This window comes from Streptomyces sp. NPDC048331, from assembly GCF_043201215.1.
In the GTDB taxonomy this organism is placed as follows: Bacteria; Actinomycetota; Actinomycetes; order Streptomycetales; family Streptomycetaceae; genus Streptomyces.
This window is the reverse complement of sequence record NZ_JBICYT010000005.1, coordinates 182615-204643: the sequence shown is the minus strand read 5'-3', so window position 1 is coordinate 204643 and position 22029 is coordinate 182615. Positions and strand designations below refer to the sequence as shown.

Sequence of the window (22029 nt, the reverse complement as noted above, 5' to 3'; positions counted from 1 at the left end):
GCCCGGGGGGGGCCCCCCCCCGCGCCGCCCGCCGCCCCCCCCCCCCCCCCCCGCCGCCCCCCGCCCCGCCCCCCCCCCCCCCGCCGGCGCCCCCCCCCCCCCCCCCCCCCCCCACGGCCGTACGGGCCCGGTTTGACCCTCCGGAACCGGCCCCGTAACCTAGACCGTCGGCATGCTCGGGCGTTTGACGTCCAGTGCGTGCCGCGCTCCTGAGCACCTTCCTCACGTTCCTCCGCGCAAGCGTCGGGCGCGAGAGGCCGCTCGTCCAATCCGGATCAGTGCGGTTCCGCCCTTGAGGTGGAGCTTGCCTGAGCGGCTGGCTTCAGGAGTATCCGCCCCGAGTGAGAGAGAGATCCGCGTGTACGCCATCGTGCGCAGCGGTGGTCGCCAGCACAAGGTTGCTGTCGGCGACATCGTTGAGGTTGACAAGATTTCCACTGCCAAGGTTGGCGACACGGTCGAGCTCTCGACCCTGCTCGTTGTCGACGGCGACGCCGTGACCAGCGACCCGTGGGTCCTGGCCGGCATCAAGGTCACGGCCGAGATTGTGGACCACCACAAGGGCGCCAAGATCGACATCCTGCGCTACAAGAACAAGACCGGCTACCGCCGTCGCCAGGGTCACCGCCAGCAGTACACGGCGATCAAGGTCACCGGTATCCCCGCGGCTGCGAAGTAAGAGGGACTGAGACATGGCACACAAGAAGGGCGCATCGTCCACCCGGAACGGGCGCGACTCCAATGCCCAGCGGCTCGGCGTGAAGCGCTTCGGCGGTCAGGTCGTTTCCGCCGGCGAGATCCTCGTCCGCCAGCGCGGCACCCACTTCCACCCGGGTTCGGGTGTCGGTCGTGGTGGCGACGACACGCTGTTCGCGCTGCTGGCCGGTTCGGTCCAGTTCGGCACGCACCGTGGCCGCAAGGTCGTCAACATCGTTCCGGCCGCCTGATCCAGCTTCGGCTGATCGAGCGTTCGTAACTTCCCGAGGGCGGATCTCAGCTCTTCCCGGCGCAAGCCGGGAAGAGAGGTCCGCCCTCGGCGCGTTGTCACATAGACACGTTTAATGGGCAGCAAGGCCTGCCCGGGACATTCCCGTATGTATCTGGAGGAACACCCATGACCACCTTCGTGGACCGCGTCGAGCTGCATGTCGCCGCGGGTAACGGGGGCCACGGCTGCGCCTCCGTTCACCGGGAGAAGTTCAAGCCGCTGGGCGGCCCCGACGGCGGCAACGGCGGCCGTGGCGGCGACGTCATCCTGGTGGTGGAGCAGGCGATCACCACCCTGCTGGACTACCACCACAGCCCCCACCGCAAGGCCACCAACGGCAAGCCCGGCGAGGGCGGCAACCGCTCCGGCAAGGACGGCCAGGACCTGGTCCTGCCCGTGCCGGACGGCACCGTCGTCCTCGACAAGGAGGGCAACGTCCTCGCCGACCTCGTCGGCCAGGGCACCACCTACGTGGCCGCCGAGGGCGGCCGTGGCGGTCTCGGCAACGCCGCGCTCTCCTCCGCCCGCCGCAAGGCCCCCGGCTTCGCCCTCCTCGGCGTACCCGGCACCACCGGCGACATCGTGCTGGAGCTCAAGACCGTCGCCGACGTGGCGCTGGTCGGCTTCCCGAGCGCCGGCAAGTCCTCGCTGATCTCGGTGCTCTCCTCGGCCAAGCCGAAGATCGCGGACTACCCCTTCACCACCCTCGTCCCGAACCTGGGCGTCGTCACGGCCGGCTCGACCGTCTACACGATCGCCGACGTCCCCGGCCTGATCCCCGGCGCCAGCCAGGGCCGTGGCCTGGGTCTGGAGTTCCTGCGTCACGTCGAGCGCTGCTCGGTGCTCGTGCACGTCCTGGACACCGCCACCCTGGAGTCCGACCGCGATCCGATCGCCGACCTCGACGTCATCGAGGAGGAACTCAAGCTCTACGGCGGCGGCCTGGAGAAGCGCCCGCGTCTCGTCGTCCTCAACAAGGTCGACATCCCGGACGGCCAGGAGCTCGCCGACATGGTCCGCCCGGACCTGGAGGCCCGCGGCTACAAGGTCTTCGAGGTCTCCGCGGTCGCCCGTACGGGTCTGAAGGAGCTCTCCTACTTCCTCGCCGAGGTCATCGCCAAGGCCCGCGCCCGCAAGCCGAAGGAGGAGGCGACCCGTATCGTCATCCGCCCGAAGGCCGTGGACGACGCCGGCTTCACCGTCACCTACGACGAGGTCGAGGACGTCTACCAGGTGCGCGGCGAGAAGCCGGAGCGCTGGGTCCGCCAGACCGACTTCAACAACGACGAGGCCGTCGGCTACCTGGCCGACCGCCTCAACCGCCTCGGTGTCGAGGACGCGCTCAAGAAGGCCGGCGCCCGCGCCGGTGACGGCGTGGCCATCGGCTCCGACGAGAATGCGGTCGTCTTCGACTGGGAGCCGACCATGATGGCCGGCGCCGAGATGCTGGGCCGCCGCGGCGAGGACCACCGTCTGGAGGCTCCGCGCCCGGCCACGACGCGCCGCAAGGAGAAGGACGCCAAGCGCGGGGACTCCGCGCAGCAGGAGTACGACGAATTCAAGCCGTTCTGAGCCCCTCCCGAGGGACGTGTGCCCGGAAGGTTTGAAGGCGCCTTTATGTGGGTCGCCTAGGATCTTCCGGGTGAACAGCAGCAACCTCCCCACGGTTTCCGTCGTGGTCATCGCGTACAACGACGCCGAGCTCGTGGGCGAGGCCGTTTCCTCGGCCCTCGCCCAGGGGCCGGTGGTCACCGAGGTCATCGCGGTGAACGACGCCTCGTCCGACGGCACCGCGCGGGTGCTGGACGACCTGGCCGCCGTCCACCCCCGCCTCAAGGTCGTGCACCGGACGGAGAACAGCGGGGGGTGCGGCACCCCGCGCAACGACGGGATCGCGGCCGCTTCCGGACGGTACGTGCTCTTCCTCGACAGCGACGACATCCTGCCTCCGGGGGCCGCCGACGCCTTGGTGCGCACCGCCGAGGAGCACGGCGCCCCGGTCACGGTCGGCGCGGCGGTACGGCGCGAGCTGCCCCTGCACCACGACGTGCCGTGGATGCCCGGTCTGCACACCCCGGGCGAGGTGATCGAGCGGCCGGTGGACCGGCCCGATCTCGTCCGCGACACCCTCTGCGTCAACAAGCTGTACGCGCGCTCCTTCCTCCAGGAGCACGGCCTGCGCTTCCCCGACGGCCGGTTCATCTACGAGGACTTCGTCTTCACCGCCCGCGTGCTTGCCGCGGCCCCCCGCATCGCCGTCACCGGCGACCTCGTCTACGTGTGGCACGTGCGCCGCAGCGCCGCCCAGGTGTCGATCTCCCTGGACCGCAAGGACGTCGGGAACTGGCGCTCCCGCATCGAGGCCCACCGCACGGCCGCCGGGATCCTCGCGGAGGCCTCCCCGGTGCTGGGCAGCGCCTGCCGGGTGAAGTTCCTGGAGTACGACCTGCGCATGTACCTGCGCGAGCTCGGCCAGGACCCCGAGTACCAGGCCGCGTGGTGGACGCTGACCCGCGAGTACGTCGACACCTTCCCCGAGGCCGACGTCGAGTCCGCCGCGGCCCACGCCCGCTGGATCGTGTCCCTGCTGCGCGCCACCGCGACCCCGCCCGCCGACGTCGAGCGGCTCACCCGACTGGCCGCCGAACCGCCGCGGCTGCTGCCCCCGTACGCGACCGGTCCCACCGGAGCTCCGGTGTGGAGCGAGGAACTGCCGGTCGAGCTGGACGGCCTGACCGGGCTGCCGGTCGGCGAGTTGCCCGTCACCGTCGACGCGGAACCGGCCGGCCGCTCCGCCGTCCGGATCCGCGTGCACGACCTGTACGGGCGCCTCGCCGAGGCCGGGCCCGTCACCGCGCAGCTGAGCTTCGTACCCCGTGCGGGAGGCGCCGCCGTCCTCGCGCAGCCGGTCGAGCTGCACCCCGACGCCGAGGGCGGTTGGGTCGCCGTACTGCCGTTCCGGCTCGCGGACCTCGCCGTCACGGGCCGCCGCCAAGGGCTGCGCAGGATGCAGGCGTGGAACGTCGGGGTGGGCGTGCGGTGTGCCGACGAGAGCTCGGTGCTCACCTCCTTGCGCCCCCGGGGCCGACTGCTTCGCCGTCGGGCCCTGCCCAGCAGCCGGTACGGTGTGCTGCTGGCGCAGCCCTACCGGACGGGGGCCGGCGCACTCGCGCTGCGCCTCGCGCCGGGCGCAGAGGGCGCGCTGTACCTCGTACGCAACCGCCTCGACCGGGCCCGGGCGGGCCGGGGGACGGGCTGAGGCCCGCCGGGCGGGTGCCCCGGCCGGAGACCTTCACCCGCCGCACTCTTCATCCCGAAGTCGGACAGGACCAAGGAGAGAACATGACGTTTCTGATCACCGGTGGCGCCGGATACATCGGCGCGCACGTCGTCCGCGCGATGCGGCTCGCGGGGGAGGAGGTCGTCGTCTTCGACGACCTCTCCACGGGCGACGAGGACCGCGTACCGGAGGGCGTCCCGCTGGTGGTCGGCTCCGTCCTGGACCGGCTGGACCTGGAGAAGGTCATCCGCGCGCACAAGATCACCGGCGTGGTGCACCTGGCGGGCAAGAAGCAGGTCGGCGAGTCCGTCGAGAAGCCGATGTACTACTACCAGGAGAACGTGCAGGGCCTTTCGGTCCTGCTCCAGGCCGTGGCCGACGCGGGCATCCGCAACTTCCTCTTCTCCTCCTCCGCCTCCGTCTACGGCATGCCCGACGTGGACCTGGTGACCGAGGACACCCCGTGCAAGCCGCTGAGCCCCTACGGCGAGACCAAGCTGGCCGGGGAGTGGCTGGTGCGCGCCGCGGGCAAGGCGCACGGCATCTCCACCGCCTGCCTGCGCTACTTCAACGTCGCGGGCGCGGCGGTGCCCGAGCTCGCCGACACCGGCGTCTTCAACCTGGTCCCGATGGTCTTCGAGCGGTACGACGCCGGCCAGGGCGCCAAGATCTTCGGTGACGACTACCCGACCCCGGACGGCACCTGCATCCGCGACTACATCCACGTGGAGGACCTCGCGGAGGCCCACGTGGCGGCCGCCCGCAAGCTCGCCGAGTGGGCCGCGGCCGGAGATTACAAGGACCTCACCGTCAACATCGGGCGGGGCGAGGGCGTTTCCGTCGCCGAGATGGTCGAGCTGCTGAACAAGAACACCGGGCACGACATCGCCCCCGTGATCAGCCCGCGTCGCCCCGGCGACCCGGCGAAGGTCGTGGCGTCCGCCGACCGGATCACCAGAGAGCTGGGCTGGCAGGCCCGGCACGACGTCCAGGAGATGGTCGTCTCCGCGTGGGCGGGCTGGGAGGCCAACAAGGTGGCCCGCAAGGACGCCCACCGGGACGTCCACAAGCCCTGACCGGTCGAAGACGCCCCACGGCGCGCCAGTATGTGGAGCAGCCCGCCCCGGACACGTCCGGGGCGGGCTGCTCCACATCTGCGCGTGGCGGCCGGGGTCAGCGCTCCAGGAAGGAGAACAGCTCTTCCCACCGGTCGGTGATCTCGGCGCTGGAGTACCGCTGCACCGAGCGGAAGGCGTTGTCCCCGAGCCGGTCGCGCAGGTCACGGTCGGACATCAGCACCCGCAGGTGCCCGGCCAGCTCCATCGTGTTGCCCAGCCGGGCCAGCAGTCCGTCCTCGCCGTGCTCGACGATCTCCCGCACGCCCGGCGCGCAGTCGAAGGCGGCCGCCGGCACGCCCGCCGCCATCGCCTCCAGCAGGGTGATCGGGAAGCCCTCGGCCCGTGAGGCCTGCGCGAAGACCGAGGCGCCGCGCAGGGCGCCCAGCACGTCGTCGGTGCTGCCCATCCACTCCACGGAGTCGTCCAGGCCCAGTGAGGTGCAGTGCGCCTTCAGCGTCGCCTCCTCCGCGCCCGCCCCGTAGATCCGCAGGGTCCAGTCGGGGTGGTGCGGCGCGACGTCCGCCCAGGTGTCGAGCAGCAGGTCGACACCCTTCTCGAAGGCGAGGCGGCCGACGCACGCCACGACCTTCTCCGTGCGCGGCGCGGGGGAGTCGGGCATGAAGGGCAGCGGGTTCGGCATGCTCCCCACGTTCTCCATGCCCGCCCGGATCCACAGGTCCGCGTCCTCGGCGGTCAGCACCAGCAGCCGGTCGACCTGCGGGTAGAAGCGGCGGACCCGCTCCCCGCGGGTGGACTTCTGACTGGCCTCGAACGACTCGTGGCTCATCCCGATGACGGTGAGCCCCTTGGTGTCGGCGAGCGCCACCCACTCCATCGCCCAGACCTGGGTGACGATGACGACGCCGCCCGGCCGGGCCGCCCGCAGCAGTTCGCTCAGCTGCTCGGCCTTGGCCCGCATCTGCGCCCGCCGGGCCGCCTGGCGGCGCCGCTCGGGCGCGTTCAGCCTGCCCTTGATCCCGCGCAGCCGGCGGGCCGACGGCGGGTGTGCCGCGTAGAGCGTGGTCGTCTCGTACGGCAGGCCCTGCGGGAGCTTCTGCCGGATGTCGTCGGCGACCGGGGCGATGCCCACGATGTGCACCCGGTGGCCGCGGTCGGTGAACTGCCGGGCCATCTGGTGCGACCAGGTGGTCACGCCGCCGATCTCGTCGACGTTGTTGGAGACGATGAAGATGTCACGGCCGCCCGGAGCGACGGTCTGCTGGTTCACTTGCCGCTCCTGGTGAAGAACTTCTCGACGATCTGGCGGGCCGCGTCCCCACGGTCGTACTCGCCGAACTCGGCGAGGAAACGCTGCCGTGCCTGGGCGTACTTGACGTCCGCCTCCTCGAAGGCGGCGAGCGCCTGCAGCAGCTCGTCCGCCGTCGCCACCACCGGGCCCGGAGCCTTCTCCTTCAGGTCGAAGTACGTGCCGCGGATGTCGGTGGCGTACTTCTCGTAGTCGTACGCGAAGAACAGCATCGGCCGGTCCAGGACCGCGTAGTCGAACATCACGGACGAGTAGTCGGTGATCAGACCGTCGGCGAGGGCCAGCAGCGGGGTGATGTCGTGGTGGCGGGACACGTCGATGACCCGGCCCGCCACGGACGGCGGCAGCGAGACGCTGTTGAGGTAGTGGGTCCGCACCAGCAGCGTGAAGCGGTCGCCGAGCCGGTCCGCGAACTCCTCCACGTCGAAGGGGAAGGTGAAGCCCTCCACCGAGCCGTCCGCGGCCGCCCGGAAGGTCGGCGCGTACAGCAGCACCTTCTTGTCCGGGTCGATGCCGAGCTCGCCCGCCAGGGGCCCGCGGACCCGCTCACCACTGTTCGACTCGGTCCGGTGCGCCTCGACGAGGGCGTCGTTGCGCGGGTAACCCGTGCGCAGCAGCACCTCGTCCCGCAGCCGGAAGCCCTTGGCGAGGGTCCGGGTGTCGTGCTCGGAGCGGATCAGGAAGTGGTCGAAGCGGTCGACGGCCGCCTGGAAGCGGGCCTGGCCGGCGCGGCCCTGCGCCTTGGTGCGGGGCTCGTGGAAGCCCATCCGCTTGAGCGCCGAACCGTGCCACGTCTGGATGTACGTGGTCCCCGGGCGCTTGGCGAGCGCCAGCGGGAAGCCCTGGTTGTCGACCCAGTACTCGGCCTGGGCGAGGGCGCGCAGGTACTGCCAGCCCCAGCGCCTGACCAGGGTGGCCTCCTTGGGGAAGCCGGTGGGCTTGGCGCCCGCGTAGGACCAGATGGCCTCGAACGGCGCGCCTTGGCGGACGAGCTCCTCGTAGATCGCCTTCGGGCTGTCGCTGTACTGCTTGCCCATGTGGCTCTCGAAGACGACCGTGCCCTTCTTGATCGGCAGCTTCGAGAAGACCTCGTGGTAGATCTTCACCTTCTGCTCGCCGGAGCCGATGTTGCGGCGGGCCCGCAGTGCCTTGCGCAGGCCCCGCTTGACCACGCCGGCCGCCTTGCCCTGTATGGCGTTGTTGATCAGCGACTGGGTGCGGACGGCGGCGGCGCCCTCGGCGCTCAGCACGTAGCTGAGGTTGCCCTTCTTGGTCATCTGGGGCCCGAAGCGGTCGGAGACCAGCCGGGTCAGCCGCGGGCGCACGCGCAGCGGCGTCGCCGACTCCAGGTCGACCCCGCCGATCGCGACACGGGTGATGATCCGGTCGCCGCCCGCGGTCAGCTTGAGGCGGACGTCCCAGACGGCGTCGATGATGCCGAGGGGGCGGACGGTGCTCGCGACGTCGGCGGTACCGGTCCACTCGATCGTGTCACCGGTGTGGCGGACGGTTTCCACCGGGAAGCTGAAGGACCGTACGCCGATCTGCCGGCGGGCCCGGAATTCGAGCGTGGCCTTCAGGTCCGCGTCGGCCGGGATCCGGCCCAGCGGGTTCACGACGGAGCCGGACATGGTGACCGTGCCCCGGCCGTCGTCCTCGTAGGAGGTGAGGCGGTTGCCCAGGGTGAGCGAGGTGAGCGGCGTGGTGTGGAAGGCCTGCTCGGTGACGTCCAGTATCCGGCGGGCCTCGTCGGCGTCGGGACCGTCGATGTGCTGCGCGCACCAGTAGACGCGGCCGTCGCGCTCGGCGAGCGGGGAGGTGAGCCGGCCCTTGTTGGTCATGGCGTCGGCGGCCGGGAGCAGGTTGTCCCAGTCCTCCTTGCCCAGCAGGTAGGCGCAGATCGCCTGGAGGTAGGTGACGTTCTCGTACGCGGCCGGGTCGATCCCCGCGAGGTAGCCGTTGGCGAGGCGGGCGAACTCCTGGCGGTACTCGTCGCTCAGCAGCGGCAGGTCACGCAGGTGCAGCACCAGGTCGTGCTTGAGGAACTTGGCGTCCTTCGCCGACTTGATGTCCGTGTGGCCCTTTTCGGCCAGGAGGGCGTCGACGCGGCGGTGGATCTCCATCCGGTGGACGAAGTTCGCGATCTCGTGGCGCCGGTTGCTGATCGACAGGGCCGCGGCCTTCTCGACCACGTTCCAGAAGTAGACGTGGTTCGGGATCAGCGTGATGCGGCGGGCGGCCACGTAGGCCTGCGCGGAGAACAGCAGGTCCTCGTAGTGGATGCCGACCGGGAACTGGAGGCCCTGCTCCAGCAGGAACGCGCGCCGGTAGCACTTGTTCGTGGAGAGGGTGTCGTAGACCAGCAGGTCGGGGTACTCGGTGATCGACTCCAGGGTGCGCGTGCGCGAGTAGATCCAGGGGTACCACTCGGTGGTCTTGCCCCACCGGTTGTCGAGGTGCACGCGTACGCACATGCCCGAGACCAGGTCGGATCCGGTCCGCTCGGCGGCGTCCAGCATGTTCCGGCAGGCGTTGCGTTCCAGCACGTCGTCGCTGTCGAGGAACATCACGTACGTTCCGGTGGCCTGCTGGATGCCGTGGTTGCGGGGCGCACCGCAGCCACCGCTGTTCTCCGGCAGCTGGAAGGCGCGCACCCTCCCCGGATGTGCGGATTCCAGTTCCTGGGCGACCGCGTACGAGCGGTCCTTGCTGCAGTCGTCGACGATCACGACTTCGACGCTGTGCAGGGTTTGGTCCAGAACCGACCGGACTGCTGTCGGCAGACGCTCTGCGTCGTTGTAGACGATGACGACCACGGAGACGTCGGGCACGTGCACCTCGATCCCTTCGTTTCGTTACGTTGAGCTGATTCCGCTTATCTCGTCCACGCTACCGTGTGCCGCCCTCGACTCCGGCAGCCCGACGCCCGTCCGACCCTCGCCGTGCATACTTCTAAGGAAGAGGTGAGAGGTGGGTCCGGCCGCCGACAATCACCCGTTCGGATCCAGCAGGAAGTGTTCATGACGAAGCTGTCCGTAGTTGTCCCTTGCTACAACGAAGAGGCCGTCATCGACAGCTTCGACGTGGAGATCCGGAGGGTCCTGGACGCCCTCCCCGTCGAGTACGAGGTCTGCTACGTCGACGACGGAAGCCGCGACGGCACCCTCGACAAGCTCCGGAAGATCGCTGCCGAACACGGCGACCGGACCCGCTACGTCTCCTTCAGCCGGAACTTCGGCAAGGAGGCCGGCATGCTCGCCGGCCTGCGCGAGGCCACGGGCGACGCCGTGGTGATCATGGACGCGGACCTCCAGCACCCGCCGGAACTCATCGCGACCATGCTGGAGCACTACCGGCAGGGACACGACCAGATCATCGCCCGCCGCACGCGCGAGGGTGACAAGAAACTCCGTTCCGCCCTCAGCACCCTCTACTACCGGGGGGTCAACCGCTGGGTCGACGTGGAGCTGACCGACGGCGTCGGCGACTTCCGCATGCTCTCGCGCCCGGCCGTGGACGCCCTGCTGTCACTGCCGGAGTACAACCGCTTCTCCAAGGGCCTGTTCTCCTGGATCGGCTTCGACACCGTCCACTTCGACTACCGCAACGCGCAGCGCGAGGCCGGCGAGACGAAGTGGAAGTTCGGCGCCCTGCTGAACTACGGCATGGACGGCCTGATCTCCTTCAACAACAGGCCGCTGCGGATCGGGATCTGGTTCGGCGTGTCGCTGGTCGCCCTGACCGGTCTGTACGCCCTGTGGATCACGATCATGGCGATCACCAACGGCGTCGAGTCCCCGGGCTACGTCACCCTTGTGGCCATCATCACGGGCCTCGGCGGCGTACAGTTGATCATGCTGGGCCTGATCGGCGAGTACATCGGCCGCATCTACTACGAAGCCAAGCGCAGGCCGCACTTCCTGGTGAAGGAATCGCACGGAGCACAGCCGCTCCCGCGGACCGATGACCGGCCGGCGGCCCCGGTCGCAGAGCCTACGATCGTGGAGCGCAGCGCCCGATGAGCCGCAAGGAACAGCTCGGCCAGGTGTTCAGATTCGCCCTCGTGGGCGGGGTCAACACCGGCACCTTCTTCGTCATCTACCTGCTCCTGCACCCGTGGATGCCGTACTTCGCCGCCTACTCGCTCGCCTTCGTGCTGGCGATGGTCGGCTCGTTCTTCATGAACACCTACTTCACCTACCGGACCAGGCCGACCTGGAAGAAGTTCTTCCTCTTCCCCCTGACGAACATCACCAACTTCGTGATCCAGTCGGTCGGCCTCTACGCGCTGGTGACCTGGGCCGGCATGGACACCCGGATCGCCCCGCTGGTCGCGGCGGTCGTGGCCATCCCGTTCACCTTCCTGCTCTCCCGCAAGATCCTCGTCCCGGGTGCCGCCCGGGCGCAGGCGACCCCTCCGGTCGCGGCGGGGCCCGCGGCGGGGTCGTCCACGGGATCCGCGGCGGAGTCCTCCGCAGGGTCCTCGGCGGGGTCCTCGGCGGGGTCCTCGTCCAGGGTCTGAAACCCCCGAGCAGCCCCGCCTGCCCACCCCGTAGATTGAGACGGCAGGGATCTCGGCAACAGGCATTTCGGCAAGGGGCAAGGGGACAGACGTGTCAGCGGCTAGGCAAGGTGTCGTGGACGCCCGCAGGATCGTGGTCAAGGTCGGCTCCTCCTCCCTGACCACGGCGGCCGGCGGACTCGACGCCGACCGGGTGGACGCGCTCGTCGACGTCCTCGCCAAGGCCCGCAGCGGAGGCGAGAAGGAGATCGTCCTCGTCTCCAGCGGAGCCATCGCCGCCGGACTCTCCCCGCTCGGCCTGCGCCGGCGCCCCAAGGACCTGGCCCGTCAGCAGGCCGCGGCGAGCGTCGGGCAGGGCCTGCTCGTCGCCCGCTACACCGCCTCCTTCGCCCGGTACGGCGTCCGCGTCGGCCAAGTGCTCCTCACCACCGACGACACCAGCCGCCGGGCCCACTACCGCAACGCGTTCCGGACGCTGGACCAGCTCCTGACCATGGGCGCCCTGCCCGTCGTCAACGAGAACGACACCGTCGCCACGGACGAGATCCGCTTCGGCGACAACGACCGGCTGGCGGCCCTCGTCGCCCACCTCGTCCGCGCCGACCTCCTCGTCCTCCTCTCGGACGTGGACGGCCTCTACGACGGCGACCCGTCCCAGCCCGGCACCACGCGCATCGAAGAGGTCCGCGGGCCCGAGGACATCGCCCACGTCTCCATCGGCAGCGCGGGCAAGGCGGGCGTCGGCACCGGCGGCATGGTCACCAAGGTCGAGGCGGCCCGGATCGCCGCCGCCGCCGGGATCCCCGTGGTGCTCACCTCCGCGAGCCAGGCCGCCGACGCCCTCGCCGGGCGGGGCACCGGCACGCTGTTCCACGCCACCGGGCGCCGCTCGGCGGACCGCCTGCTCTGGCTCCAGCACGCCTCGACCCCGCAGGGGCACCTGGTCCTGGACGACGGCGCCGTCCGCGCGGTCACCGAGCGCGGCAGCTCGCTGCTCCCCGCCGGGATCGCGGCGGTCGAGGGCGACTTCGTCGCCGGGGACCCGGTGGAACTGCGCTCCGCGGACGGCCGCGCCGTCGCCCGGGGCCTCGTCAACTTCGACGCCAAGGAGCTGCCGCAGCTCCTGGGCCGCTCCACTCGCGAGCTCGCGCGGGAACTCGGACCCGCGTACGAGCGGGAGGTCGTCCACCGGGACGATCTGGTCCTGCTGGAGGGCTGAGGTTCGGCAAAAGCGGAGCGCGGCGGCTCGGGGACTGGTCAACTGTGAGGGGCGGGCGGACCCGCGTGGCGGAGACAGGAGGCGGCTGGTGAGACGAGCGCTGACCAGCGTCGGCACAGGGGACGGTGACGGCGGCGGTGGCGGGGAGGAGCAGGATCACGCGTCACGTCTGTGGCACGTGACCCTGAGCGTCTCCGGCAAGCCGGCCCCGCTGTCCGAGGTCCGGCGCGGGCTGGAGCAACTGGCCCACGACCACCCGTTCCTGCTGACCAGCCGGTACGCCGACGACCATGCGGAGATCCGCTACTGGGAAGAGGCCCGGGACCTCCACGACGCGGCGGCCGTCGCCCTGCGCCTGTGGGGCGAACACCGCTCCTCGGCGAAGCTCCCGCCCTGGGAGATCGTGGGCCTGGAGGTCATCGACCGTGCCACCTACCACCAGCGCGTGGCAGAAGGCTACGGCCCACCCCCGGCCCACCCGGTAGGCGTCCACCCCTACTGACCGGCCGGGCGGCCCGTTTTCAGCCCCGTCGGCGTTCGAGGCGCGGGTCCGGGGCGGAGCCGCGGGAGCTTCCAGCCCCTCCGGCGCTCGAGGACCAGGGTCCGGGGCGGAGCCCCGATCCTGCGCCCGCACCCGCCACGGACCGGTGCCGACCACCCGGGGCCCGGGGCGCAGCCCCGGCCCCACCCCGCAGACCCCGCCGACGCCCACCCCGCCGACGCCCACCCCGCCGACGCCCACCCCGCCGACGCCCACCCCGCCGACCCGGCCGGAGGCCGTCTCGCGGGGTGGAAACCCCCACGGCCACGCCCCCGCCGGGGACTACCCTGGGCGGCATGACCTCGCTCGATGCCGCCACCTCGCCCGTCCTCGCCACCGCGCACCGGTCCCGTACCGCCGCCGCCGCCATCGCCCCACTCCCGCGGTCCACCAAGGACACCGCCCTGCTGGCGATCGCGGACGCGCTGGAGGCCCGTACGGACGAGATCATCGCCGCCAACGCCGTGGACACGGACAAGGCCCGTGCCGCCGGCACCAGCGAGACCGTCATCGACCGCCTCACCCTGACCCCGGAGCGGGTCGCCGCCATCGCCTCGGACGTCCGCGACGTCGCCGCCCTCCCCGACCCCGTCGGCGAGGTCGTGCGCGGCAACACCCTCCCCAACGGCATCGACCTCCGACAGATCCGCGTCCCGCTCGGCGTCGTCGGCATCATCTACGAGGCCCGCCCCAACGTCACCGTCGACGCCGCCGCGCTCTGCCTCAAGTCCGGCAACGCGGTACTCCTGCGCGGCAGTTCCTCCGCCTACTCCTCCAACACCGCGCTCGTCGCCATCCTGCGGGACGCCGTCGAGAGCGTGGGCCTGCCCGCCGACGCGATCCAGCTCGTCCCCGGCGAGTCCCGCGACTCCGTCCGTGAGCTGATGCGCGCCCGCGGACTCGTCGACGTACTCATCCCGCGCGGCGGAGCCTCGCTCATCAGGACCGTGGTCGAGGAATCCACCGTCCCGGTCATCGAGACCGGTACCGGCAACTGCCACGTCTACGTCGACGCCCAGGCCGACCTGGACATGGCGGTGGACATCCTCATCAACTCCAAGGCCCAGCGGCCCTCGGTGTGCAACTCCGCCGAGACCCTCCTCGTCCACCGTGACATCGCCGACGCCTTCCTGCCGCGCGCCCTCGACGCCCTCGCCGAGGCCGGCGTCACCGTCCACGGCGACGCCCGGGTCCTCGCCGCCGCGGAAGGCGGCAAGGTGACCGCCCTGCCCGCCACGGACGAGGACTGGGCCGCCGAGTACCTGTCCTACGACATCGCCGCCGGAGTCGTGGACTCCCTCGACGACGCCGTCACCCACATCCGCCGCTGGACCTCCGGCCACACCGAGGCGATCGTCACCACCTCGCAGGCCGCCGCGCGCCGCTTCACCCAGCTGGTCGACTCGACCACGGTCGCCGTGAATGCATCCACTCGGTTCACGGACGGTGGTCAGTTCGGCTTCGGTGCGGAGATCGGAATCTCCACCCAGAAGCTGCACGCCAGGGGGCCGATGGGTCTTCCCGAGCTGACCTCCACCAAGTACATCGTCACCGGCGACGGTCACGTTCGGTAGTGAAGCCCTGAGCGCGGTGTGGCCGAAATTCGGCGCACACCCTGCCCAAGGAGGCCCCCCAGGTCTAGGCTGTCCCTGTGCCGGACGACGTGGGGGGCAAGCCGTTCCCGGACGACGGGACCCCCGAAGACGATGCAGACAACCGCGGAGGCGCGGATCACGACTTCGCCTCCGTGGTGTTCGACGAGGACTTCGTCCGGAACGCCGAGATCCATGAACCCAGCGCCGCCGAGCGCCAGCGGGCGGCGGACCGAGCGCGCGCGGAGGCCGAAGCCGCCCGCGCCGTGGCCGGCGGCTGGACGGGCGACGACGACTACGACGGCTACGCGTACGGCCACCCCGACGGGTACGACGACGACCACGGCTGGGACCACGACCGCGCCTACGGATACCCGGACGGCCCGTACGGGGCCTACGGCGGCAGTCTGCGCCCCTACCGCGGCCGCGCACCGTGGCTGCGCCCCGTCGCCTGGGTACTCGCCTTCGTGATGGGGCTCGGCATGGTCGCGCTCGCGTTCAGCGCCGTCTACCGCAGTGCCTCGGGCGAGGCGGACCCCGCTCCGGCGCCCGCCAGCACCCCCAGGGGTGAAGTCACCGGCGTCGGCGCGTTTACGTACCCCTCCGTTCGCCAACCCTGAAGGTACGACCCCGTTCCCGTACGTTGGAGCTGGGGGCTTCTCTGAAGCGGGGACAGCGGGGAGAAGCGATGGCCGTGCCAGGAGATCCACCCAACAGCACCCCCGAGGGCATGGGCGGGGGCGATGACGACTTCCGATCGGACGACTTCCGGTCGGACGAGTACCGCTCGGTGGTGTTCGACGAGGACTTCGTCCGGGCTGCCCGGCTCCAGGAGTACTCCGCGGAGGAACGCATGGGCGAACACGCCCGTGCCGTCCGCAGCCGCTCCATCTGGTCCGGCGGCGGCTCCGCGGCCCGGACCAGCACCCCCGGCCGGGGCGCACGACAGGGCATGCTGCTCGTGCTGCTCATCGCCACGGCCTTCGCCGCCGCCGTCTACATGGGGCTGCGCAACCCCTACCTGCCTCCGGCCGGCGGGCCCGCCCAGGCGCTCACCAGCACCGTGGTGCCGCTCGCGCCGACCACCGACGTGCCCGGCGGCCGCCCCGCCGAGCTGTACGCGCAGAGCCCCGCCGCCGACTACCGCGTCGGAGCGGCCGGCATCGCCCTGCCCGCCGTGCACCGCACCCACCACTTCACCGAAGCCCAGGTCGTCGCCGCGCTGTCCATCGCCAAGGACTACCTGGTGCAGTCCTCGCTGGACCCCGACATTCTCACCGGAGCGGCCTCCCGCCCGGTCCGGGTCCTGCTCGACCCCGACCAGCTGGCGCAGTTCGACCGGAGCATGACCTCGCCCTCCGGAGACGGCCGGCACGCGGCCACCGGCTGGCTGGTCCGCTTCGACCCGGCCGGTGCCGTCGTGGCCGATTCCCGGGTCCGGGTGAGCGGCACGCTCGCCGTCGAGGAGGTGGCCCCGGACATGCTGGAGGTCACCACCGACCACACCTTCGTCTACGCCGTACGGCCCGCCACCGGATCCCCGGCGGCGGCCGACGGCGCCTCGCTGTTCACCGTCCGGCGCGAGCTCCGGCTGCGCTTCGACCGGGACGACCTGACGGCCCGCCGCCTGGAGCTGGCCTCGGCCTACGTGATGGCCGGGCCGCAGGACTGCTCCGCCGATCCGGCCGGGGCCTTCCACCCACTCCTGGCCGGCGCCGGTCCGACCACGGTGGGCCCGGCCGCGAGCGACCCGTACGCCAGCGGCCGGCCGCGGCGCACGGCCGGGCTGTGCGGCGTCCTGGCATCGCCCACGCCGCCGCCCGTGACGCCACCCGCGGCCGAGTCCGCGACGCCGCCCTCGCCCCCGCAGGCCGCTCCCGTCAGCCCTGCTCCGTAGCTCCACCCTTGTCCTGCGCCGCGGTGCCGGATCCGGCTCCCGCCCCGGCGGCTCCCGTGAACTTGTCGCGGAGCTTGCCGCCCAGGTCGCCCGCACCGCCCGCGATGTCGCCCACCAGCTTCATCAGCGGGTCCTTGCTGGTGCGTACCGAGTCGGCGTAGTGCGCGGCGGACTGCCGGAAGGAGTCGGTCACCGAGGTGTCCTTGTCCTCGTCCCGCCGCGGGTAGTGGCCGTCCATGATCCGCTGGTGGTCGCGGCTCTCGGACCACTTCTTCAGCTCGGCCGCCCGCACCGTGGTGAAGGGGTGCGTCCGGGGCAGCAGGTTCAGGATCTTCAGCACGGAGTCGCGCAGATCGCCGCTCGACTCGTACTCCTCGGCCTGGGCCAGGAAGGCGTCCACGTTCATCTCGTGGAGGTGGTTGCCGCCCGCGATCTTCATCAGACCCCGCATCGAGGCCTGTACGTCCTGTCCGACCAGCAGCCCGGCCCGGTCGGCCGAGAGCTCCGACTTGCGGAACCACTCCCGCAGCGCCGTCACGATCGTCATGATCGCCACATTGCCCAGCGGGATCCACGCGACCTTCATCGCCAGGTTGGTCAGGAACAGCAGGATCGTGCGGTAGACGGCGTGCCCCGACAGCGCGTGGCCCACCTCGTGGCCCACCACCGCCCGCATCTCCTCCTCGTCGAGCAGCTCGACGAGGCCCGTGGTCACCACGATGATCGGCTCGTCCAGCCCGATGCACATGGCGTTGGGGTTCGGGTCCTGCTGCACGTACATCTGCGGGACCTTCTCCAGGTCCAGGATGTAGCAGGCGTCGCGCAGCATCGCGTACAGGTGCGGGAACTGCGTCTCGCCCACCCGCACCGACTCCGACAGGAAGATCAGCCGCAGGCTCCGCTCCGGGAGCAGCCCGCTCAGGGCCTTGAACACCGTGTCGAAGCCGCTCAGCTTGCGCAGTGCCACCAGCGCCGAGCGGTCGGCCGGATGCTCGTACGCCCGCGACGAAATGCCGGGGAACCGCCTGCGATCCCTCGCCGGTGCCTTCTCGAACCCTGTTTCCGTCATAGCGCCCTCCCCTGATGGACCTGCTCGACCCTGCGTCTATCCTCTCCAACGCCTGAGTCGGCGTGAGCGTGCCCCAGGCCCCCGCATACGATGTGAGCGAAGTCTCCGCTCGCTCCCCGACTCGATAGGTATCTGCCTGATGAGCCTCTCCACCACCGCCCACAACCTGGTCGTCCTCGCCTCGGAGGGGGCCGAGCAGCACGGCGGCAACCACGACAGCCTGAACCCGTACCTGACCGGCGGCGGTGCCTTCGTCATCCTGATGCTGATGCTGTGGGTCACCACGCGCCTGAACCGCGACCGCTGAACCCGCCGAGCCCGCCGAACCCGGCGGGAACGCCGCGTCCGCCGGGCCAGTAGGCTCTGCGCTCATGGGAGAGCAGGAAGTGCCTACCGGCCCGGTCAAGCGCCGGCTCGGCGTGATGGGCGGGACGTTCGACCCGATCCATCACGGACACCTGGTGGCCGCCAGCGAGGTGGCCGCCCTTTTCCACCTCGACGAGGTGATGTTCGTGCCGACCGGCGAGCCGTGGCAGAAGTCGCAGCGGGCCGTGTCGCCGGCCGAGGACCGTTACCTGATGACGGTCATCGCCACCGCCTCGAACCCACAGTTCTCGGTGAGCCGCATCGACATCGACCGCGGCGGGCCGACGTACACGATCGACACCCTGCGGGACCTGAAGGCGCAGAACGACGACGCCGATCTCTTCTTCATCACCGGTGCCGACGCACTCGCGCAGATCCTGACCTGGCGGAACGCCGAAGAGCTCTTCTCGCTCTCCCACTTCATCGGAGTCACCCGGCCGGGCCACGTGCTCACCGACGACGGGCTCCCGGAGGGCGGTGTCTCCCTGGTGGAGGTGCCCGCGCTCGCGATCTCGTCCACCGACTGCCGTGCGAGGGTGGCCCAGGGGGATCCTGTCTGGTACTTGGTGCCGGACGGCGTCGTGCGCTACATCGACAAGCGTGAGCTGTACCGAGGAGCCTGAGCTTCCGGAGAGAGGGGCCCCGCGGTGAACGACCGACAGGATCCGTACGACCCGTATGCCGCCCAGGAGCAGCAGCTCGTCGGCTACGACGCGTACGGGCGGCCGGTGTACGGCCAGGCGCCCGCCCAGCCCGCCCCGCAGCAGTACGGGCAGCAGCAGTACGAACAGCAGCAGTACGGGTACGACTCCCAGGGCTACGGACAGCAGCCGCAGCAGCAGTACTACCCGCAGCAGCCGGCCGCCCAGGAATACGGGCAGCAGGAGTACACCCAGGCGCCCGCCTACGGGTACGACACGCAGCAGACCCAGCAGTGGATCCCGCAGCAGACCGCCCCGGAGCCCGCGGAGGCCCCGGCCCCGGCCGTCGAGCGCCCGGCGGCCCAGGTGCCCGAGCCGCGCCGACCGAACGGTGAGGGTGGCGGCGCGCGCGGCGAGGAGCACGACGACGAGCGCGCGGCGGGCCGGGACTACCGCACAGAGATGTTCGCGTTCATCGACCAGCCGGACGAGGACTCCGAGGACGTCATCGACTGGCTCAAATTCACCGAGAGTCGCACCGAACGCCGCGAGGAGGCCCGTCGCCGCGGCCGGAACCGGGTCGTGGCACTGATCGTCGTCCTCGCCCTGTTCGCCGTCGGCGGCCTCGGATACCTCTGGTACGCGGGCAAACTGCCCTTCCTCGACGGCCCCGGCGACAAGAAGACCGGCGCGACCGCCGACGCCGCCGCGCAGAAGCGCGACATGATCGTCGTCCACCTGCACAACACCAAGAAGGGCGGCACCTCCTCGGCCCTGCTCGTCGACAACGTCACCACCAAGCAGGGCGCCACTGTCCTGCTGCCGAACGCCCTGGCCATCACCGGCCAGGACGGCACGGCGACGGGACTCGGCAAGTCGGTCGAGGACGGAGGCCTCGGCACCCGCGAGGCCCTCGACTCCGTGCTCGGCACCCACATCGGCGGCACCTGGCGCCTGGACACCCCCTTCCTGGAGAACCTGGTCGAGCTGGTCGGCGGCATCGAGGTCGACACCGACACCGCGGTCCCGGCCGACGACGCGGCCAAGACCCCGGCCGTGGCCCAGGGCCAGAAGCAGAGCCTGAGCGGCCCGATGGCCGTGGCGTACGCCACCTTCCGCGGGCCGGGCGAACCGGAGGCCAAGCAGCTGGAACGCGTGGGCAAGGTGCTCCAGGCGGTGCTGCGCAAGGTTCCGAGCGACCCGAAGGCGGCGGCCGTGACCGTCGAGAGCATCGGCCAGATCCTCGATCCGGCCCTGAACGCGCAGACCCTCGGCGCCCTGCTGTCCCGGCTCGGCGCGCACGCCAAGGTGGGTGCCTACCGCACGGACCTCCTCACGGTGAAGGCGGACGGCGCGCTCACGGACGACGCGAACAAGTCGGTCGTCAAGGAGGTGCTGGGCGGCTCCGGCGCGGCGGCGCAGCCGGGTGCGGCCCCGCGCGTCGGACTCAAGGACGCCACCGGCGGCGACGAGAAGACGCAGGTCGCGGCCAAGGCGGCGCTGATGAACGGCGGCTACACCTTCGTCGACGGCGGCAAGGCCGACAAGACCGTGGCCACCTCGCAGATCACCTACCAGGACGACGCGCAGCGGGACCGCGCGATCGAGGTCGCCAAGACGCTGGGCCTGCCCGAGACGGCCGTGAAGAAGGGCGAGAACACGGTGAACGCGGAGATCGTGGTGACCCTGGGCAAGGACTACAAGGCGTCCTGACCGGGCTCCGGAGCGGTTCCGAGGGAGGCATTCGCCCGCGCGCGACGCTGCGCGCGGGCGGCGTCGGCGGTACATGAGACCCTTGTAAGGATCTGCCCGCCAACCCGAAAGCATGGCCAGTGACCGCCACGGACCGCTCCATCGAGCTCATCACCGCCGCCGCCCAGGCCGCGGCCGACCGGCTCGCGCACGACATCATCGCGTACGACGTCAGCGACGTGCTGTCGATCACCGACGCCTTCCTGCTCGCCTCGGCGCCCAACGACCGCCAGGTCAAGTCGATCGTCGACGAGATCGAGGAGCGCCTGCTCAAGGAGCTCGGCGCCAAGCCGGTGCGCCGCGAGGGCGACCGCGACGCCCGCTGGATCCTGCTCGACTACGTCGACATCGTCGTCCACGTCCAGCACAGCGAGGAGCGTGTCTTCTACGCGCTGGAGCGCCTGTGGAAGGACTGCCCCGAGATCGAGCTCCCCGAGGACGCCAAGCTCACCATCGGCAAGGCCGAGGAGCACGCCAAGCTGCGCGAGGCGGCGGGCGACGACGAACTGGACGGTGATCTGTTCTGAGCGCGACCACCTCGGGCAAGTCCGGCAGGAAGATCGTCCTCTGGCGGCACGGCCAGACCTCGTGGAACCTGGAGCGACGCTTCCAGGGCTCCACGGACATCGAGCTGACCGAAGCGGGCGTGGCGCAGGCGCGCCGCTCCGCGCGGTTGCTCGCCTCGCTGAAGCCGGATGCCATCGTGGCCTCCGACCTGCGGCGCGCCTCCGCCACGGCTGCCGAGTTGGCGGCCCTCACGGGGCTGACGGTGTCGCACGACGCGGCGCTGCGCGAGACGTACGCCGGCGAGTGGCAGGGCCTCACCCACGACGAGATTCTCGAGAAGTACGGCGAGCAGTACTCGGCGTGGAAGCGCGGCGAACCGGTCCGCCGCGGCGGCGGTGAGCTGGAGACCGAGGTCGCCGACCGCGCCGCCCCGGTGGTGCTGGAACACGTCGCCCGGCTGCCGCGGTCCGGCACCCTCGTCGTCGTCAGCCACGGCGGCACCATCCGTACGACGATCGGGCGCCTGCTGGGCCTGGACGCGTACGACTGGGAGGGTCTTGGCGGGCTCTCCAACTGCTGCTGGTCCGTCCTCGGCGAGGGCGCGCGCGGCTGGCGCCTGCTGGAGCACAACGCCGGCACGCTGCCGGAACCGGTGCTCGGCGACGACGACTGAGCGGCCTTCTGCCGCTCCCCGGCGGGGCTGCCACCCGGATTTCACTTTCCGGCCGGTCCCAGGCTAGAGTTCTTCTTGTTCGCAGCGCAGAACACCGGAGACGGGGGGAGCGCGGCGGAGAGCGGGGCTATAGCTCAGTTGGTAGAGCGCCTGCATGGCATGCAGGAGGTCAGGAGTTCAATTCTCCTTAGCTCCACAATCAGGATCCCGTCCCCAACAGGGGGCGGGATCCTTGCTTTTGTACCCTTTGCGTTTGCTGACCTGGCCCGCACCGGCATGGCAGAATCGTGACCGCCGGAGGGGGAGACGACGGCCCGACGCGGGAGGGAGTCGCTGACGGATGGGTGCACACCGGCGCCGGTGCGACTGGTGCAACAACGGCACGCCGATCGTGCGGGACATGGACCCGGTCAACCCCGACTACCAGTACTGGTGCGAGGAATGCGCTCGGGCGCTGATCATAAAAGGCGACCCGATCGAGACGTACCGTGAGCTGGAAGGGGAGCCGATCTACGGGCGGCTGCTCGACGAGCACTGCACGCTCAAGCGGTTCTACCAGTTCGCGCGAGCGTGACAAGTTGACTCAAATCGGACATG

The 22029-nt window shown here is 70.9% G+C and carries 21 protein-coding genes and 1 tRNA gene; 19 read left to right on the top strand and 3 right to left on the bottom strand.

Annotation, left to right across the window (positions count from 1 at the left end):
- The first annotated feature begins 358 nt into the window (after positions 1-358).
- From rplU to galE, 5 genes are all read left to right on the top strand, one after another.
- Positions 359-679, top strand: a complete 321-nt coding sequence (gene rplU / locus ACGFYY_RS10960) for a 50S ribosomal protein L21 (RefSeq protein WP_030715748.1) — start codon at positions 359-361, stop codon at positions 677-679.
- A gap of 13 nt (positions 680-692) precedes the next feature.
- The gene (rpmA, locus tag ACGFYY_RS10955; RefSeq protein WP_112446573.1) at positions 693-947 is read left to right on the top strand and encodes a 50S ribosomal protein L27; all 255 of its coding nucleotides are present in this window, start codon (positions 693-695) and stop codon (positions 945-947) included.
- A 167-nt stretch (positions 948-1114) separates the two neighbouring features.
- Positions 1115-2560: a GTPase ObgE gene (gene obgE, locus ACGFYY_RS10950; protein WP_365266914.1), complete on the top strand. Its 1446-nt coding sequence runs from the start codon at positions 1115-1117 to the stop codon at positions 2558-2560.
- A 70-nt stretch (positions 2561-2630) separates the two neighbouring features.
- On the top strand, positions 2631-4247 hold the full coding sequence (locus tag ACGFYY_RS10945) for a glycosyltransferase family 2 protein (RefSeq protein ID WP_393708270.1): 1617 nt from the start codon (positions 2631-2633) through the stop codon (positions 4245-4247).
- Between the two features lie 83 nt (positions 4248-4330).
- Positions 4331-5344 carry a UDP-glucose 4-epimerase GalE gene (gene galE, locus ACGFYY_RS10940; protein ID WP_393708268.1) on the top strand — a complete coding sequence of 338 codons (1014 nt, stop codon included), beginning with the start codon at positions 4331-4333 and terminating at the stop codon, positions 5342-5344.
- 97 nt (positions 5345-5441) lie between these two features.
- Here galE and ACGFYY_RS10935 read toward each other — a convergent pair whose 3' ends face one another.
- Positions 5442-6614: a glycosyltransferase gene (locus tag ACGFYY_RS10935; protein WP_393708266.1), complete on the bottom strand. Its 1173-nt coding sequence runs from the start codon at positions 6612-6614 to the stop codon at positions 5442-5444.
- Positions 6611-9490 carry a CDP-glycerol glycerophosphotransferase family protein gene (locus ACGFYY_RS10930; RefSeq protein WP_393708264.1) on the bottom strand — a complete coding sequence of 960 codons (2880 nt, stop codon included), beginning with the start codon at positions 9488-9490 and terminating at the stop codon, positions 6611-6613. Before ACGFYY_RS10930 ends, ACGFYY_RS10935 begins: the two co-directional genes overlap by 4 nt.
- A 183-nt stretch (positions 9491-9673) precedes the next feature.
- Here ACGFYY_RS10930 and ACGFYY_RS10925 point away from each other — a divergent pair, with 183 nt between their 5' ends.
- The 7 genes from ACGFYY_RS10925 (at position 9674) to ACGFYY_RS10895 (ending at position 16424) form a co-directional block, all read left to right on the top strand.
- The gene (locus tag ACGFYY_RS10925; protein ID WP_393708262.1) at positions 9674-10675 is read left to right on the top strand and encodes a glycosyltransferase family 2 protein; all 1002 of its coding nucleotides are present in this window, start codon (positions 9674-9676) and stop codon (positions 10673-10675) included.
- Entirely contained in the window at positions 10672-11175 is a 504-nt protein-coding gene (locus tag ACGFYY_RS10920) for a GtrA family protein (RefSeq protein ID WP_393708260.1), read from the top strand. Before ACGFYY_RS10925 ends, ACGFYY_RS10920 begins: the two co-directional genes overlap by 4 nt.
- Positions 11176-11266: 91 nt before the next feature.
- The gene (gene proB, locus ACGFYY_RS10915; protein WP_365266927.1) at positions 11267-12394 is read left to right on the top strand and encodes a glutamate 5-kinase; all 1128 of its coding nucleotides are present in this window, start codon (positions 11267-11269) and stop codon (positions 12392-12394) included.
- Between the two features lie 34 nt (positions 12395-12428).
- A complete protein-coding gene (locus tag ACGFYY_RS10910; RefSeq protein ID WP_030715718.1) occupies positions 12429-12896 on the top strand; it encodes a hypothetical protein in 468 nt (155 codons plus the stop codon).
- A 335-nt stretch (positions 12897-13231) separates the two neighbouring features.
- The gene (locus tag ACGFYY_RS10905) at positions 13232-14509 is read left to right on the top strand and encodes a glutamate-5-semialdehyde dehydrogenase (protein WP_393708257.1); all 1278 of its coding nucleotides are present in this window, start codon (positions 13232-13234) and stop codon (positions 14507-14509) included.
- Positions 14510-14586: 77 nt separating this feature from the next.
- Positions 14587-15147 (top strand): hypothetical protein, encoded by a 561-nt coding sequence (locus ACGFYY_RS10900; protein WP_393708255.1) that lies wholly within the window; start codon positions 14587-14589, stop codon positions 15145-15147.
- A gap of 68 nt (positions 15148-15215) precedes the next feature.
- Positions 15216-16424 (top strand): hypothetical protein, encoded by a 1209-nt coding sequence (locus ACGFYY_RS10895; RefSeq protein ID WP_393708253.1) that lies wholly within the window; start codon positions 15216-15218, stop codon positions 16422-16424.
- Here the strand turns inward: ACGFYY_RS10895 and ACGFYY_RS10890 are convergent.
- Positions 16408-17493 (bottom strand): M48 family metallopeptidase, encoded by a 1086-nt coding sequence (locus tag ACGFYY_RS10890; RefSeq protein WP_365266935.1) that lies wholly within the window; start codon positions 17491-17493, stop codon positions 16408-16410. The two genes, ACGFYY_RS10895 and ACGFYY_RS10890, sit on opposite strands and share 17 nt — an antisense overlap.
- Before the next feature lie 139 nt (positions 17494-17632).
- On the opposite strand from ACGFYY_RS10890, the gene ACGFYY_RS10885 reads away from it, so the two are divergent.
- From ACGFYY_RS10885 to ACGFYY_RS10855, 7 genes are all read left to right on the top strand, one after another.
- Positions 17633-17800 carry a hypothetical protein gene (locus ACGFYY_RS10885; RefSeq protein ID WP_033224011.1) on the top strand — a complete coding sequence of 56 codons (168 nt, stop codon included), beginning with the start codon at positions 17633-17635 and terminating at the stop codon, positions 17798-17800.
- A 64-nt stretch (positions 17801-17864) separates the two neighbouring features.
- On the top strand, positions 17865-18482 hold the full coding sequence (nadD, locus tag ACGFYY_RS10880) for a nicotinate-nucleotide adenylyltransferase (protein WP_150257404.1): 618 nt from the start codon (positions 17865-17867) through the stop codon (positions 18480-18482).
- A 24-nt stretch (positions 18483-18506) separates the two neighbouring features.
- Positions 18507-20213, top strand: a complete 1707-nt coding sequence (locus ACGFYY_RS10875; protein ID WP_393708250.1) for an LCP family protein — start codon at positions 18507-18509, stop codon at positions 20211-20213.
- Between the two features lie 119 nt (positions 20214-20332).
- Complete coding sequence (gene rsfS / locus ACGFYY_RS10870; protein ID WP_030008628.1) at positions 20333-20779, top strand: ribosome silencing factor; 447 nt, start codon at positions 20333-20335, stop codon at positions 20777-20779.
- Positions 20776-21432: a histidine phosphatase family protein gene (locus ACGFYY_RS10865; RefSeq protein ID WP_365266998.1), complete on the top strand. Its 657-nt coding sequence runs from the start codon at positions 20776-20778 to the stop codon at positions 21430-21432. The genes rsfS and ACGFYY_RS10865 overlap by 4 nt, the downstream gene beginning before the upstream one ends.
- Positions 21433-21555: 123 nt before the next feature.
- Positions 21556-21628 (top strand) — tRNA-Ala (locus ACGFYY_RS10860).
- A 144-nt stretch (positions 21629-21772) separates the two neighbouring features.
- On the top strand, positions 21773-22006 hold the full coding sequence (locus ACGFYY_RS10855) for a hypothetical protein (protein ID WP_008738908.1): 234 nt from the start codon (positions 21773-21775) through the stop codon (positions 22004-22006).
- Positions 22007-22029 lie beyond the last annotated feature (23 nt).